Here is a 14,476-nt window from a genome sequence, read left to right as displayed (position 1 = left end):
TGCTCGCATAAATTGAAGTTTTGATGCCCTTGCAACGCTCGAACACAGCGGACAAGTTCATTGTGGACCGCAGGAAACCTCATCGCAACAGCGATGTGGCGCGCGCGGTGCGCAAGACGCGTGACCGTCTTTCGCAGCAGGCCGGCAATCCCGATTTCGATCGTGAACTGCTGAAGCTCCATGCCCGCGCGATGACCAGCGGCGCCATCGCCATCCCGCTTCTTGTTCTGGCGATCGCGGCGGCCGGCCGGCTGGTCGGAATCGGCAACGAGATCGGGCTCTGGGCGCTGTTCACCCTGACCTGCTACACTATCGTTGCCTTCATGGCGCGGCGCATCGAGCGCACCGAAGCTTCCGAGCTCAACCCTTCGCAAGCAGGACGGGAATTCCTGATCGGCCATTTCCTGTGCGGTCTCGGCTGGGCATGGTTCGTGTGGCTTGGCTGCAGCGTCTGCGAGGTCGATCCGTTCCACATCGTCAAGGCCGTGGTGCTGTTGTTCGCCATGGCGGCGACCGCGGTGATGACCTCGTCTCTGCGTGGGGCGCTGTTGGCGACCTTTGCCGTTCCCGTGGCGCTCTACGCTTATGCCGGCGCCAAGCTATGGATGCCGGTCGAGGCGATCATGGCCGCGCTGCTGGTCGTTTCTCTGCCGTTCTTCGCCTATGTGGCCCGTCATCTCAACCACTCGTCCCTGATGATGTTGTCGTTCCGCTCCGAAAAGGATGCGCTGATCGCTGAACTGGAGACGGCGAAATCGATGTCGGACGAGGCGCGGCGGCGGGCCGAAGACGCCAATCTGGCGAAATCGCGGTTCCTCGCTTCGATGAGCCACGAATTGCGCACGCCGCTCAACGCCATTCTCGGTTTTTCCGAGGTGATGTCGAACGAGGTGCTGGGGCCGATGAGCAATCCCACCTATCGCGACTATGCCCATGACGTGCACGAATCTGGCCAGCATCTGCTCGACCTGATCAACGAGATCCTCGACCTTTCGCGCATCGAGGCCGGCCGCTACCAGCTCAATGAAGAACCGGTGATGCTGCTTGGTATCGTCGAGGACTGCTGTCACATGATGGAGTTGAGGGCGCGCAACAAGGATATCCGGGTCGTCCAGGATTTCGAGCACGAGCTACCGCGCCTTTTCGCTGATGAGCGTGCGGTGCGACAGATCACGCTCAACCTTCTGTCGAATGCGATAAAATTCACCGCTACCGGCGGTGAAATCCGTGTCCGCGTTGGTTGGACGGCGGGCGGCGGACAATACATTTCAATCAAGGACAACGGACCGGGCATACCGGAAGACGAGATCCCGATCGTGCTTTCCGCCTTCGGCCAGGGCTCCATTGCCATCAAGAGCGCCGAGCAAGGCACCGGGCTTGGCCTGCCGATCGTGCAAGGGCTGCTCGCCATGCATGGCGGCGAGTTCGAACTTCATTCCAAGCTGCGCGAAGGGACCGAGGCGATCGCGATCTTCCCGCTCAGCCGGGTGATGGAGGAACTGCCGGCACTGCCGACCGCGGCGGTGGCGGCTCGACGACGGTAATCCGGCAAGACTCTAGCCACGTACCGCAGCTGCCATGCCCGAACTGGTCAGCGCGGCGGCCTTGACCAGCCCCGCAGCAAGGGCGGCCCCTGCCCCTTCGCCATGGCTGATATCCAAATCAAGCAACGGGCGCAGCCCTAGCCGTTGGGCGGCGCGTGCATGCGCGGGTTCCGGCGACAGGCTGGCCAGAAGGCAATGCTCGAGCGCCGTGGGATTGACGCCATGCAGTACCGCTGCGGCTGCCGTCGCGGCCAATCCGTCTAGCAGCACCGGGATCTTCTGCATGCGCGCGGCAAGGATGGCGCCGGCGATCGCCGCGAATTCACGGCCGCCGACCCGGCGCAGCGCCTCGAGCGGGTCGCCGAGATGGCCGCCATGAAAAGCCAGCGCCGCATCGACCACGTCGGCTTTGCGTGCCTGCATCGCCGCATCGGCGCCCGACCCCGGGCCGACCCAATCGGCGCCCCTGCCCCCGAACAGTGCCGCAAACAGGGCGGCGGCGACGGTCGAGTTGCCGACGCCGAGATCGCCGAGACACAAAAGGTCGGTGCCGCCGGCGATCGCTTCCATGCCGAAGGCCATGGTGGCGGCACAGCCACGCTCGTCCAGCGCGGCCTCTTCGGTGATGTCGGCGGTCGGGATATGCAGGGCAAGATCGAAAACCTTCAGCCCGAGATCGTAGGCAATGCAGATCTGGTTGATCGCGGCACCTCCCGCGGCGCAAAGTTCGACCGCGTTGGCGGTCGCCGCTACCGGCCATGGCGAAATGCCGTGGCGCGTGACGCCGTGATTGCCGGCAAAGACCGCCATCAGCGGTCTTGTCACCGCGGGCGGAGCCCGTCCGCTCCAGGCGGCCAGCCAGGCGGCGATGTCCTCGATGCGGCCAAGCGAATTGCCTGGTTTATCGGCCTTGGCAAACAGCGTGCGCACGCGGGTCTCGGCTGCCGTGTCGGCCTCCGGCAGGTTGGCCAACAGGTTGCGAAAATCGTCGAAAGGCAGTGCGCTGGTCATCTTGTTATCGATCATTCCCTGGAGTTGGTGAGCGGCATAGCCGCCTTGCGGGGTTGGCACAACCTCTGGGATGATGGGCCTGCATTTGCCGCAAAGCCGGCCCCGAAGGGCGCAATCGCGAGGGCTTGCATTGGCTTTGCCGTTGCACCATGTGGAGGTGGAACAAGGGATTCCGGATGGAAGCCCAAGAGAAAGTCATGACGGCCATCGAATCCCCGTGCATCCTGGTCTGTTCGATCGACATGAAAACCGGATTCTGTTTCGGTTGCGGTCGCACGCGCGAGGAAATCGGCGCCTGGATCGGGATGACGACGGAAACGCGCCGCAGCGTCATGGCGCAATTGCCGGCCCGGCTGGAGACGGTCGAACGCCGGCCGCGCCGGGAAACGCGCCGCACCCGTATGGCGCGCGAACGCGACGCGCTATCGTGAGGTGCGGATGAGCCGGTTGTTCTGGATTTTGATGGCCGCGATCGGGGTGGGAGCAGTCCTGCTTATGCTCAATGATTCCGCCGGCAGCACGCTCGGCGTCGAGAACAACGATTTCAGCCGGCTGATCTGGCTCGGTGCCTTTGGCGCCCTTATCGGCGCCGGCCTGCTTCGCCCGGGCCGACCCCTGGGCGCCATGGCCCGCAATCTCGGCGCCTGGGCGGCGATCGCACTCGCGCTGATCGCCGGTTACCAGTATCGCTATGAGTTGCAGGATGTCGCCAGCCGGGTGACCGCCGGCCTTGTTCCCGGCAGCCCGCTTGCGCTTGGCGTCGAGGACGGCCACGCCACGGTGACGCTCGACAAGGCGGACAACGGCCATTTCGAAGCGCGCATCCTGATCAATGGCAACCCGGTCCGGGCCGTGGTGGATACCGGCGCGACCAGCACCGTGCTGACGTCGCAGGATGCGCAGGCCGCCGGATTCAATCCAGCGGCGCTCAACTACACCATACCAGTTTCGACCGCCAACGGCATGGCGCGCGCCGCGGCCGTGAAAACCGATCAGATTGCGATCGGCGGCATCATGCGCAGGGATATGTCAGTGATGATCGCCGCACCCGGCATGCTCAGCCAGAGCCTGCTCGGCATGAACTTCATCGGTTCATTGTCGGGTTTTGACGTGCGCGGCGACCGCATGATCCTCAGGGATTGATCCCCGAAGCTCAAGCCGCTTCGGCTGCTGCGCCACCGAACTCGACGGCCGCGTAAGCCGTCTTCAGCACGTCCGGGCCGGCGCCGGGTTTTGTCGCGCCCGTGGACAGGATTTGCCGGTAGCGGCGTGCACCGGGCAGGCCATGGAACAGTCCGACCATATGGCGGGTGACATGGCCAAGCCGCCCACCCTGCTCGATATGGCGTGCCGCATAGTCCGCCATCGTATCGATCAGCGCGGCGAAATCGAACGGCTCGGACTGGACGCCGTAGAAAGCGGCATCGACGCCGGCCAGAATGCCGGGCGTGTGGTAGGCGGCGCGGCCAAGCATCGCGCCATCAACATGACCGAGATGCTTCTGCGCCTCTTCAATCGACTGAATTCCACCATTTATACCTATGAATTTGTTATTCTTCTTTGCCTTCAGTCGATAGACTCTGCTGTAATCGAGCGGCGGGATGTCTCGGTTTTCCTTGGGACTCAGCCCTTCCAGCCACGCCTTGCGTGCATGCACCCACAACGCGTCGGCGCCGGCATCGAAAACCCCATCCGCCAGCGCATCCAGGGCCGGCTCCGGATCCTGCTCGTCGACGCCGATACGGCATTTAACGGTCACGGGGATATTCACCGCCGCTTTCATCGCCGCGATGCAGCCGGCGACGAGGTCCGGCACTTTCATCAGGCAGGCACCGAACGTGCCCGACTGGACGCGGTCTGACGGACAGCCGACATTGAGGTTGATCTCGTCATAGCCAAAGGCCTCGCCAATGCGGGCAGCCTCGGCGAGCTTTTCACGATCCGAGCCACCGAGCTGCAGCGCGACCGGATGTTCCACCGCATCGAAGCCGAGCAGCCGCTCGCGCGCGCCATGGATGACCGCGTCGGCCACCACCATCTCGGTGTAAAGCAGCGCATGGCTTGTCAGCTGGCGGTGGAGGAACCGGCAATGCCGGTCCGTCCAGTCCATCATCGGGGCCACGGCCACTTTATGATCTTGATTTTTCAGCATTTTTTCTTTAACATCAAATCGTTAGAACCTGCCGAGTGCACACGAATTTACGCCAGAATACGACCCTTTTTCGCCACGCTCTCAGTGCACACGGACCGCACACGAAAAAATGGCCACCTACACAAAGCTCTCGTCCGGGTCCTGGCGTGTCCAGGTCCGTCGCAAAGGTCGCTACGTCAGCGAAACCTTCCTGCGCCGAGACGACGCACGCCGCTGGGCGACGAAATCGAGCGCCAAGTCGATCGCGGTGAGACACCGACAAAGTCTCGACAGCGCGCCTGAAAACCTTCGGCGAACTCATCGACCTTCATATCGACGACATGTGCGATGTAGGCAAGTCCCCTCGCCGCTCCAAGGCCGCGGCCCTTGCTATGCTCCAGAGACATCTCGGCAAGTGCAACATCGCGGCTCTCGATCGCGAACGGCTCATTCGTTTCGGCCGTGACCGGGCTGCCCAAGGTGCTGGACCGATGACGCTAGGCATCGACATCGGTTTCGTAAAACTCATTCTGGCTCATGCCGCTGCGGTGCACGGGCTGCCCGTCAAGGTCGAACCGGTTGATCTCGCGCGGATCGCCCTGAAGAGGCTTGGCCTCGTTGGCAAAGGCAACCAGCGGGATAGGCGGCCGACAAATTGCAGAGCGCTGAAGGCGAGCATGCACGAGATCTATGGGCCGCGAAGGGTCGGCAGGCGTTCGATGCTGAACGGCGTGAAGAGTGGATGGGACGGCGAACTTAGCCACGGTTGGCGCGAGCAACGGCCAGCACGAAGCCCGAACAGCAGACTTCCGCCGGTGCGCCAGCGCCGCAGTCAAGCGCTTGCGCAATAAGTTTTCGCGCTCTTCGTCACTACCGGCGACAATCTTCTCTCGGAAGGGCGCAAGACTTGAGTTGGCGAAGCTCGTCAAAGCAGGCGCTGCCCTAGGAGCAAACTTCAAATGCCAGATCGTGTTCCCCTCGAAACCTCCCGCGCCCCACAGATGCGATCATGCACACTGCGCGTTGATAGAAGCTCTATAGCCAAGGTGCGAGCCAGCGGCACTGCTCTGCACAGCAGGAACGGGCGTAAAGCGAGGGAAGCTCCTCGCCTTGGATGAGGTCGACGAGCTGACAGTCGCCAGTGTCTCGCGCTGAGGCCAATCGACCAGCACTGCCACGTCCCATTCGTCAGGCTGGATCCTGCGGTTCAATCGACATCTGGTCGCCCGGCGAGGCCATGATCCTGCCGGCGTCCGAATTGATGTAGGCATCGGCGGCGACGTAGTCGACGGCAGGCATTTAGCACACGCTCGGATCGCAGCCGCGCAGCAAACGTCCAGGCCGCCCGCCTCGCCCGGTTTTCTTCCTAAAAACGGGAGGCACAGGCGGAGCGGCCCTTCATACCAGCGGCTTACTCAATGACGCGGGCGCCACCGACATCTGCGGCTGACGGATCCAGCCCGTAAGCCTTGAGCGCTTCCGCGATCGCGCCATCCTTGCGGTAAGCTTCTAGGGACGTGTCAACGGCCTTCGCAAGATCCTCGTTGCTCTTGTCCAGCAGGAAGGCGGTCTGCGACGGGTTCATGGTCGCATCGATGCGCGGATCTTGTTTCAGCACATTTACCTTATAATTCTGTCCTTCGTTCTGAATGACAGCGGAGCCGAAGCCGTCGAGCGCCGCCTCAATACGACCGGCATGAAGGTCCTGCGCGAGGTTCAGCGACGACGGATAGGTCTTGGAGCCTTCGTAAAGCTTCTCCATGTCCTGGACCCATAAATATCCTTCAACGGTGCCGACCTTCTTGCCCAGCAGACCATCGACAGTATCAATGCCGTTGGTCGAGGTGACGGACAGTTGGTCGAGATAGACCGGCGTAGACAGAGCGACGACCTTCGCGCGGGCGGCGGTACGATAGAAGCCGCCAAGCGCGATGTCCGCGCGCCGCGACTGAACTGCGGAAACCGCGCCTGGATATGTGAAGATCTCATAAGCGATCTCCAGGCAGTTCTCCTTGGCAAAACGCTTCACGAGATCGCCGTCGATACCCGCGATGCCGCTGTCTTTTTCGAGCGAATACGGAGCGGTGTTGGTAAGCGCGACTGTGAGTTTGCCCGCTGACACGGTTTCGAAAACGTGCTGCGGCTTGCAATCCTGTGCGGACGCGACGCTGGCACCCAAGGCCGTAGCAATGGCCGCGGCCGAGATAATCTTACTCCAATTTTTCACTGTGCTCTCCTCTGACATTGATGGTTTTTGATTGCAGGTCAGCCGAGATGGCTGCCCAGCCTACGTTCGGTGTACGAGACCAGCCACCCGAACGGGACGGTGATGGCGAGATAGAACAGGCCCGCCAAGATCAGGACATCGAGGTAGAGGTAGGTGGCCGCACCCACGCGATAGGCGCGCGCCAGAAGTTCGGGGATGGCGATCGTGTATGTAAGGGCCGTCGCCTGGAAGATGAGAATGGCAAAGCCCATCAGTGCGGGTATTGCGAACAGGATTCCTTGGGGGATCACTACGAAGCGCAGGATGTCCCGGCGGGTCATGCCGAGCGCCCAGCCCGCCTCGATCTCACAATGCGGAACCGCGTTCAGACCGGCGCGAAGGATCTCGCTGGTGTAGGCGCCTGTCGTTAGCGCCAACGCAATCACGCCAGAGGTGAAGGCACTTACGGTCATCCCGGAAGCAGGCAATCCATAGTAGACCATCTGCAGGACGACGAGTGCAGGCGCACCACGCCCGATCTCGACCAATACCACCGCGAAATAGCGGACGAGCCTGTTTCCAGAGGAAGAGGCAAGCGCAAGAACGAGGCCGGTAGGCAATCCGAACAGCAGCGCCAGGCCCGCCAACTGAAGACTGACAATAGCTCCTTGGAAAAGCTGGGGCGACCAGTCCAGCCAGTTAGCCAGCATCTCGCTCATTTCGCTTGCCCCCTTGAGCGCAGCCGCCCGTCCACGGCGCGTGCCAACACGACAACGGGTATGGACAGCACGATGTAGAGAAGCGCGGCGAAAATGAACGGCGCGAAGCTGCCGCCGCCGCCTTGAGCCTGCTGCGATGCGTACATCATCACGTCGCGGACACCGATCGTGGAGGCCACGGTCGTGTCTTTGAGCAGGCTAACAAGGAAGGTCGCCATGGGTGGAACCGAGACGCGCAGGACCTGCGGCGCCAGGATATAGCGCAGCGTATCCAGGCGCGACATACCGAGCGCCGTGGACGCCTCCCGCTGGCCCTTCGAGAGGGCCAGGAAGCCACCCCTATAGATTTCGGCGAGATAGGCCGTTGATACCAACCCCATGCCCAGGATGGCAGCCTGATATGAACTGAGAACGATCACTCCGCTGCCCAATCCGAAGAAAATAATGAACAGCCAGACGATCGGCGGGATTCCTCGGACAACGTCGATGTATAGGCGCGCCGGCGCGCTTAGCAGAAGCAACCGGGAACGTCGCATCAGCACCAGCGGCATGGCTGCGATGGCCCCGACTCCGAAAGCGCCGAAGGTCACCAGCAGCGTGGCCGGAACGCCTCTGAGCAGTGAAACCAGCAGGTCGATCATCTGCGATCGACCACGGCACGGAAGAACTGCCGCGTGCGGGGCGACGACGGATTGCGGATCACGGCATCAGGCGGACCCTGCTCAATGATCTCTCCATTAGCCATGACGATTACGCGGTCGGCGACGTCTGCGGCAAAGGCGATCTCGTGCGTGACGATGATCATTGTCATGCCTTCCTGGGCGAGCTCGCGCATCACGGCCAACACCTCAAGCCCGAGTTCGGGATCCAGGGCGCTCGTGGGTTCGTCGAAGAGCATCACCTTGGGGTCAAGAGCCAGGGCGCGTGCGATCGCGATACGCTGCTGCTGGCCACCCGACAGGCGCGCCGGATAGGCTTGCGCCTTGTCCGTAAGGTGTACGCGTTCGAGCAATTGGGCGGTGCGCGCGTCCGCCTGCTCCTTGGTGCGCCCCAGAACCCGCATCTGCGGCAGCGAAATGTTGCGCTGCACGGTCATGTGCGGAAACAGGTTGAAGGACTGGAAAACCATCCCGGTGGAACGTCGGAGACTCAGCAGCTCTCCGGCGGACAGATTGCGGTCGACCGAAAACCGGATGGCACCCACTTCAAGGGTGCCGGATGACGGCTGTTCGAGCATGTTGATCGCACGCAGCAGCGTGCTCTTCCCCGCGCCGCTGGGTCCGACGATCGCCACGACCTCGCCGCGCGTGATGTCGAGCGAGACGTTCTTCACGGCGTGATGGCCGCCATAGATCACGTTGATGTTCTTGATGCGTACGATATTTTCTGCCTCGGGCATGGCTTCTTTGTCCTTGCGCTAACGCCGGTGTCCCACTGGTCAAGCCGCCGCAGTATGTGTGCCCGGAACGTTTCTTTCCGGAGTTGGAGCGAGACTTTCGGTGCCTGGGATCGATGCGGGAGAGCCCTTGAGCACCCAGTCTGCGACGATCAGCCCAATCACCGGCGCAAGCTGAATCCCGTAGCCGCCCGCACCGGCCGCGGTGATCAGACCGGGCTCCGACTGATCGACTGGTCCGACATAGGGACGGTGGTCGGCGGTGACAGGGTAGAGGCCTGCCCAGCCCCGGCCGAGCCGGGCGCCTGGCAGATCAGGCAGGCGTTCGATCAGCATCTCGGCCAGCATGACCTTGGACCCTTCCTCGCACTGCTCGTTGTAGTTGTCCGGATCTTCGGGCGACGGCGAACTTACCTTGTGTATCTCGGCGATGAGCTCGCCCGCTTTCTCGTGCCGAAAGTTGAGTCCGGTGCCCTGCCCGTTCACCAGATCCATGACCATCGGCATTGTGTACGGGAGCGGCGCGTCCAAGTGGATTGTCAGCGCCTCGTGGCGCTCGGGGTGGATGTGCAGCGTCTGTCCGAGCATCTCGGCAACGCGTGGCGCCCAGGCGCCTGCCGCATTCACGACGAAGTCGCAGCCGATCGGCCCCTTGCTGGTGTCCAACCGATAGCCACCGGATGTCCGCGCGGCACCAAGCAGCTTGCGGAACTGGAAAACCTCGGAGCCGAGCTTCTTCACCTGTTGCGCCAGCAGCGTGCACATTTCGTGGGGATCGAGGAAGCCGTCGTCCGGCCCGAAGATGCCGCCTTCGAGCCCATCTGAACTCAAGTGCGGCACGAGTTGCTGAAGCTCGTTCGCCTGGTAGACCCTGGATCTGAAGCCGGCATTGCGCTGGATCTCCACCGAGCGGGCGAACAGTTCCATCTGCTCGGAGGTGCGCGCCAGACGCAGGTAGCCGATAGGGCTGAAGCCGAGACCGAGGCGCTCTTGCCACCGGCGGACGCGCTGCACCGATTGCATGCGCAGCTGTATCTCGAACGGATCCGTGAGCTGTGTCCCAACGACCCCGACCGAGCGGCCGCTGGATCCTGACGCAATGGATTGTGCGTCGATGACGGTGACGCGAGCGCCCTGTTCCGCGAGCGCGTGCGCAGAACACATACCGAGGGTACCCGCACCGATGACGACGACGTGAGGAGAAGCTGTCATGTGACTTCCATCTGTTGCTGCGTCGTCCCGTGCCGGATGGATCCGGCGCTGGACGCGCTACGTCATTGCTTCGGAGCGATTGCTGCGAGGGCGCCGTCGATTGCGGAAAGGATCTCGCGTGCGTCTTCCTCGGTCATGGAGGTGGAAAGCGCGAAGAGTCCGTAACTCGCCGAAAGCACGCCGCGGTCGAGCAGACCCTTGTGGAACAGGTCGAGTTTCATGCGTTCGGACGCACCCGGATAGACTGACCGGTAGTCCGTGATCGGCAACGCCGTGAAATGAACTTTGAAGAGCGAGCCGAGACCGACGCACTGCCCGTTGAGGCCATGGCGAGCAAGCGAGGCCGTGATGCCCTCGCGAAGCAGGCTGCCGATAGCGTCCAGATGCGCGAAGCTAGCCGGGGTCAACGCGCGCATCGCCGCCAGACCGGCTCGCATCGTCACCGGGTTCGCGGTGAAGGTGCCGCCATGCGGCAATGCAGGCTTGCCTCGTGTTGGATCGAACACCGCCATCACGTCGGCGCGGCCGCCGACGGCGCCGACCGGGAATCCTCCGCCGATGATCTTGCCGAGAGCCGTCAGATCGGGCGTGATGCTCCACAGGCCCTGCGCCCCCGAATAGCCAAGGCGGAGCGAGATCACCTCGTCGAAGATCACCAGCGAGCCGGCGGCATGAGCGATCTCGACCATCGCGTCGAGATAATCCTTTCGCGCGGGAATAAGTCCGGCGCGGTTCGGCATCGGGTCGATCAGAACACCCGCTATCGTGTCGCCATGCGCGTCGAAGACGGCACGCAGCGCCTCCGTATCATTGAACGGCACCGCGATGACATCATCGAGAACTCCCTTCGGCGTGCCTTTCGCGTATGCCGTTGAGGCAGGCATGTCGCCCCAGTTGGCGGGCGAACTGTCCAGGCTGACTTCCGCGAAGTCGTAGGAGCCATGGTAGGCACCTTCGATCTTGACGATCTTCGGCCGCTCGGTGAACGCCCGAGCCGCCTTGATCGCCATCATGACGCCTTCCGTGCCGGAGTTGGCGAAGCGAACCTGCTCGACTGACGGAAGGCGCTCCACCAACAGTTCAGCAAGATCAAGTTCGCTCTCGGTGGGCGCTCCGAAAGCCGATCCCCGGGGCATCTGGTCCACCACCGCGGCCGTGACGGCGGGATGGCCGTAGCCATGGATCATGGCCGTGAAATTGTTGATGCAGTCGTAGTAGACGTTTCCATCGACGTCCCAGACGCGGCAGCCCTCGCCGCGCTGGGCATAGATCGGAAACGGGTCGATGAAGACCGTTGTCCGGGTGTTTCCTCACGGCATGACCTTGCGGGCCCGTTCGAACATCTCGCGGGACTTCGGCATTGAATCTGGATAGTGGCGCATAATCTTGTAAACCGATGAAGGAGACAGCCTTGGATGGCCGCGACGAAGGGCGCGACCTCTTTCGATCACTTGGTCATGATCGTGTGGCTCTGCTCGCGCAGGTACTGTGGCAGGAACCAGGAGCCGAGACCGCCCTTGCCGCTGACCCCGGTGCCTTTCCAGCCGCAGAATGGCTGCGCGCCTGGCCATGCACCCGTTGTTGCGCCGGTCGCACGGTTGGCATAGAGAACCCCCGCTTCGGCGGTGTCGAGGAAGTGACGCAACTCTTTTTGGTCGTTGGTAAAGATGCCGGCCGACAATCCGTAGGCGATGTCGTTGCCCTCTTCGATCGCGGCATCGAGACTATCAAAACCGCGGACGACCACGAAAGGCATGAAGAGTTCGTCGCGGGTCAGCCGGCCCGGACCATCAAGTTCGACCACCGTCGGCAGGACGTAGTTGTTCGCAAAGCCCTGGCCCAGGGCGGCGCCCCCAAAATGCACCTTGCCTTTGCCCTCGACTTCCGACAGCGCTGCCTGGAAACGGCCGACCGTGGCGTCGCCATAGACAGGGCCCATAAAGGTCTCGGCCTTACGAGGATCTCCGACCACCAGCTTTCCGGCGAATGCTACCAGTTTCTCGATGAATTCCGCCTTGACCTTCTCGTCGACATACACGACCGAGCATGCGGAGCACTTCTGGCCTTGCAGGCCAAAAGCGGAGCGCGCCACCCCCTGCGCCGCGCGGTCGAGGTCGGCCTTGCTCGTCACGTAGGCGGGGTTCTTGCCACCCATTTCGGCGATGACGGGCTTCATGTGGGGCAGCGTTGCCATATGACGGAAGATGCTCATGCCGGTCTTATGGGAGCCCGTGAATGCAACGCCGTCGATGCCGTTATCGGTGGCAAGAAGGCGCCCCACCTCTCCATCGCCAAGCACGATGTTGAAAACACCTTCGGGCAATCCCGCTTTGCGAAGCGTTTCGGCAATCAGCAGTCCGGTCAGCGCGCAACCCGGCGACGGCTTGTAGACCACCGCATTGCCTGTCAACAGCGCACCCGAGACCATGCCGATCGACAAGGCGAGCGGAAAGTTGAAAGGAGCGATGACCGCGAAGACGCCATAGGGCTTCATGACGCTCGTAGCAGTCTCGTTTTCGACCAACACGTTCATGGGCCGGACGAACCCGTTGTTCGCCTTCATCTCCGATGCGTAGTACTCGACCATGTCGAGGCATTCCTCGGCTTCGCCGACTGCCTCGATGCGGGACTTTCCGATCTCGTAGAGCGCCGCCAAACCGAGGTCATATTTCCGCTCCGCCAGTGCCTCTCACCAGCGGGCGCCGAATGCAAGGCGATCGTCCAGCGTCGAACGGTTCCAGGTCTTCGCGCCGGCCCGGGCTGCCTGGATCGCGGACTTGACGTCTGACGGGGTTGAAACCGGGAACTTGCCGAGAGAGATCTTCTTGTCGATAGGGCTCAGGATCTCTTTCCGAGCGCCAGTCGCAAACGGCGTCGACCACTCGCGACCCAGTGTGTTCTTCTCGAAATCCGGGATCATTGCATCGAGGTGAGCGTGAACAGGGGAAAAATCCACCCCGATGTTCGAGTAGGTCACACGCGGGAGTTCAGCCATTTCAAGTTCCTCCGAAAATCGGTATTTATCCCGATAATCAGGATTTGGCTTGCGAGTCAATCGAGGGGACCATAAAATGGAAATAATACCGAATTTCGGTATTGTTCGTGAGGAGATTTCGGGTTCGGGTTACCTGGCGGAGCCCGACAGTCGAGGGCGTGCGGCCGTTCGGCTATTCTACGGAGCCCCTCGGACTCGACGCGCAGCGGGATAACGAGAGACCGACCTTGCCCCTCATGTCTGTTTTGAACGATAACCTTCTTGCAGTCGCAATTGTCAGATCGGCGTAGGTGCCCTTGAATACGAAATCGAAGAAGCCGAGCGCCAAGGACAGTCCCCTCGAGCGCTACATCTCGATCATGGAAACGGTCGCGCCGTTCGAGCATGGCTTGACGGCGATCGAGCTCGAAACGACGCTTGGACTGCCCAAAACCACGATCAACAGGCTGCTGCATGCCTTGATCGAAAGCGGGATGATCACCGCCGAGAGCGTTCGCAATCGGACATACCGCCTCGGCGATCGCTTGCTGCAGCTGCTACAGATGTCTCCGGATAGCGGCTGGCTGACGACGCTCGCGCAGCGGCCGCTTCAGGATTTGGCCGACCGCACCGGCCAGTCGGCGTTCCTGTCGAAGTTCGACGGTACCGAGGTGCGCTCGGTCACCTGCGTCGCGCCCGATACTCCGGTCCGGACCTATGTCATGCCGGGTATGGCCATGCCTGTAAATGCGACCGCTTCGGCCAAGGCGATCCTTGCGTTTCATCCGCAGGAGACCGTGAACAGGATCCTGGCGACCGAGCTGCGCAGCTATACCGATCGGACTAAAACGAAGATCGCGGAGTTGACCAGGGAATTGGCGGAGGTTCGGCAGCAGGGCTATGCCATGGACCTGGCCGAGCATGTTCCGGGCCTGGGCTCGATCGCATTTCCGATAAGGCCGACGAGCGGTGAGGTGATGTACGCGGTGGGACTTACGGGACCCTACGGTCAGATCATAGAGCAAAACTTCAAGCAGCATTGCTCGGCGCTCGCAGAAGCCGCCCAGCGCATGGCGAAGCTGGCGCAGATGCACGCCTACAACGGATCGGCTATGGCCGCAAAGAGTGCTGCAGCGGATCAGCGATAGGTCGGTGCTTGAGAGGCCGGTCATCGCGCGAAGAGATGTTGCGCTTTGAACCTGTAGTTCGCGATATGTTCTCGACGGAAGTGAATGTCCGGCTCCATCCCTCTGAGAACCACCCAATAGAAAACCTTAAACTTG

General features: G+C 62.0%; 15 protein-coding genes and 2 pseudogenes. 5 read left to right on the top strand and 12 right to left on the bottom strand.

Annotated features, from left to right (window positions below):
• The first annotated feature begins 23 nt into the window (after positions 1-23).
• Entirely contained in the window at positions 24-1,544 is a 1,521-nt protein-coding gene (locus NKJ67_RS26055; RefSeq protein ID WP_352583966.1) for a sensor histidine kinase, read from the top strand.
• Between the two features lie 12 nt (positions 1,545-1,556).
• Here the strand turns inward: NKJ67_RS26055 and NKJ67_RS26050 are convergent, their stop codons facing one another.
• Positions 1,557-2,555, bottom strand: coding sequence for a nicotinate-nucleotide--dimethylbenzimidazole phosphoribosyltransferase (locus NKJ67_RS26050; RefSeq protein WP_352583964.1), 999 nt, complete (start codon positions 2,553-2,555; stop codon positions 1,557-1,559).
• A 197-nt stretch (positions 2,556-2,752) separates the two neighbouring features.
• Here NKJ67_RS26050 and NKJ67_RS26045 point away from each other — a divergent pair, with 197 nt between their 5' ends.
• Entirely contained in the window at positions 2,753-2,986 is a 234-nt protein-coding gene (locus tag NKJ67_RS26045; RefSeq protein WP_027036625.1) for a DUF1289 domain-containing protein, read from the top strand.
• A gap of 7 nt (positions 2,987-2,993) precedes the next feature.
• Positions 2,994-3,698 (top strand): TIGR02281 family clan AA aspartic protease, encoded by a 705-nt coding sequence (locus NKJ67_RS26040; RefSeq protein WP_352583963.1) that lies wholly within the window; start codon positions 2,994-2,996, stop codon positions 3,696-3,698.
• Between the two features lie 10 nt (positions 3,699-3,708).
• On the opposite strand, the gene dusA is transcribed toward NKJ67_RS26040, so the two are convergent.
• Both dusA and NKJ67_RS26030 read right to left on the bottom strand, forming a co-directional pair.
• Positions 3,709-4,707: a tRNA dihydrouridine(20/20a) synthase DusA gene (gene dusA, locus NKJ67_RS26035; protein WP_352583961.1), complete on the bottom strand. Its 999-nt coding sequence runs from the start codon at positions 4,705-4,707 to the stop codon at positions 3,709-3,711.
• 176 nt (positions 4,708-4,883) lie between these two features.
• Positions 4,884-5,165, bottom strand: a complete 282-nt coding sequence (locus NKJ67_RS26030) for a hypothetical protein (protein WP_352583959.1) — start codon at positions 5,163-5,165, stop codon at positions 4,884-4,886.
• A gap of 167 nt (positions 5,166-5,332) precedes the next feature.
• On the opposite strand from NKJ67_RS26030, the pseudogene NKJ67_RS26025 reads away from it, so the two are divergent.
• Positions 5,333-5,446: pseudogene (locus tag NKJ67_RS26025) on the top strand (conjugal transfer protein TraD); the annotation flags it as partial.
• 76 nt (positions 5,447-5,522) lie between these two features.
• On the opposite strand, the pseudogene NKJ67_RS35200 reads toward NKJ67_RS26025, so the two are convergent.
• The 9 genes and pseudogenes from NKJ67_RS35200 to NKJ67_RS25985 all read right to left on the bottom strand — a co-directional run.
• Positions 5,523-5,721, bottom strand: a pseudogene (locus tag NKJ67_RS35200) (DUF932 domain-containing protein); the annotation flags it as partial.
• 376 nt (positions 5,722-6,097) lie between these two features.
• Positions 6,098-6,913 carry a substrate-binding periplasmic protein gene (locus NKJ67_RS26020; protein WP_352583957.1) on the bottom strand — a complete coding sequence of 272 codons (816 nt, stop codon included), beginning with the start codon at positions 6,911-6,913 and terminating at the stop codon, positions 6,098-6,100.
• 38 nt (positions 6,914-6,951) lie between these two features.
• Positions 6,952-7,611 carry an amino acid ABC transporter permease gene (locus NKJ67_RS26015; protein WP_127327393.1) on the bottom strand — a complete coding sequence of 220 codons (660 nt, stop codon included), beginning with the start codon at positions 7,609-7,611 and terminating at the stop codon, positions 6,952-6,954.
• Positions 7,608-8,252 carry an amino acid ABC transporter permease gene (locus NKJ67_RS26010; RefSeq protein WP_127270812.1) on the bottom strand — a complete coding sequence of 215 codons (645 nt, stop codon included), beginning with the start codon at positions 8,250-8,252 and terminating at the stop codon, positions 7,608-7,610. The genes NKJ67_RS26015 and NKJ67_RS26010 overlap by 4 nt, the downstream gene beginning before the upstream one ends.
• On the bottom strand, positions 8,249-9,010 hold the full coding sequence (locus NKJ67_RS26005; protein ID WP_128289153.1) for an amino acid ABC transporter ATP-binding protein: 762 nt from the start codon (positions 9,008-9,010) through the stop codon (positions 8,249-8,251). Before NKJ67_RS26005 ends, NKJ67_RS26010 begins: the two co-directional genes overlap by 4 nt.
• A gap of 39 nt (positions 9,011-9,049) precedes the next feature.
• Entirely contained in the window at positions 9,050-10,219 is a 1,170-nt protein-coding gene (locus NKJ67_RS26000) for an NAD(P)/FAD-dependent oxidoreductase (protein WP_352583954.1), read from the bottom strand.
• Positions 10,220-10,281: 62 nt separating this feature from the next.
• Complete coding sequence (locus NKJ67_RS25995) at positions 10,282-11,490, bottom strand: aspartate aminotransferase family protein (RefSeq protein ID WP_352584019.1); 1,209 nt, start codon at positions 11,488-11,490, stop codon at positions 10,282-10,284.
• Between the two features lie 176 nt (positions 11,491-11,666).
• Positions 11,667-12,902: an aldehyde dehydrogenase family protein gene (locus tag NKJ67_RS25990; RefSeq protein WP_352584017.1), complete on the bottom strand. Its 1,236-nt coding sequence runs from the start codon at positions 12,900-12,902 to the stop codon at positions 11,667-11,669.
• 6 nt (positions 12,903-12,908) lie between these two features.
• Positions 12,909-13,214 (bottom strand): hypothetical protein, encoded by a 306-nt coding sequence (locus NKJ67_RS25985; protein WP_352583952.1) that lies wholly within the window; start codon positions 13,212-13,214, stop codon positions 12,909-12,911.
• 290 nt (positions 13,215-13,504) lie between these two features.
• On the opposite strand from NKJ67_RS25985, the gene NKJ67_RS25980 reads away from it, so the two are divergent.
• Entirely contained in the window at positions 13,505-14,341 is an 837-nt protein-coding gene (locus NKJ67_RS25980; RefSeq protein WP_256746366.1) for an IclR family transcriptional regulator, read from the top strand.
• Positions 14,342-14,476 lie beyond the last annotated feature (135 nt).

Origin of the sequence: Mesorhizobium sp. M0088, assembly GCF_040322895.1 — a bacterium.
Lineage (GTDB): Bacteria > Pseudomonadota > Alphaproteobacteria > Rhizobiales > Rhizobiaceae > Mesorhizobium.
Note: the sequence above shows the minus strand (reverse complement) of the source record. Positions and strands in the feature narration are given on the sequence as shown.

What these genes read in the sequence shown, in the direction of transcription:
- NKJ67_RS26055 (WP_352583966.1), top strand. Translation starts at nt 24, where the DNA reads ATGCCCTTGCAACGCTCGAACACAGCGGACAAGTTCATTGTGGACCGC.
- NKJ67_RS26050 (WP_352583964.1), bottom strand. Translation starts at nt 2,555, where the DNA reads ATGACCAGCGCACTGCCTTTCGACGATTTTCGCAACCTGTTGGCCAAC.
- NKJ67_RS26045 (WP_027036625.1), top strand. Translation starts at nt 2,753, where the DNA reads ATGACGGCCATCGAATCCCCGTGCATCCTGGTCTGTTCGATCGACATG.
- NKJ67_RS26040 (WP_352583963.1), top strand. Translation starts at nt 2,994, where the DNA reads ATGAGCCGGTTGTTCTGGATTTTGATGGCCGCGATCGGGGTGGGAGCA.
- dusA (WP_352583961.1), bottom strand. Translation starts at nt 4,707, where the DNA reads ATGCTGAAAAATCAAGATCATAAAGTGGCCGTGGCCCCGATGATGGAC.
- NKJ67_RS26015 (WP_127327393.1), bottom strand. Translation starts at nt 7,611, where the DNA reads ATGAGCGAGATGCTGGCTAACTGGCTGGACTGGTCGCCCCAGCTTTTC.
- NKJ67_RS26010 (WP_127270812.1), bottom strand. Translation starts at nt 8,252, where the DNA reads ATGATCGACCTGCTGGTTTCACTGCTCAGAGGCGTTCCGGCCACGCTG.
- NKJ67_RS26005 (WP_128289153.1), bottom strand. Translation starts at nt 9,010, where the DNA reads ATGCCCGAGGCAGAAAATATCGTACGCATCAAGAACATCAACGTGATC.
- NKJ67_RS26000 (WP_352583954.1), bottom strand. Translation starts at nt 10,219, where the DNA reads ATGACAGCTTCTCCTCACGTCGTCGTCATCGGTGCGGGTACCCTCGGT.
- NKJ67_RS25985 (WP_352583952.1), bottom strand. Translation starts at nt 13,214, where the DNA reads ATGGCTGAACTCCCGCGTGTGACCTACTCGAACATCGGGGTGGATTTT.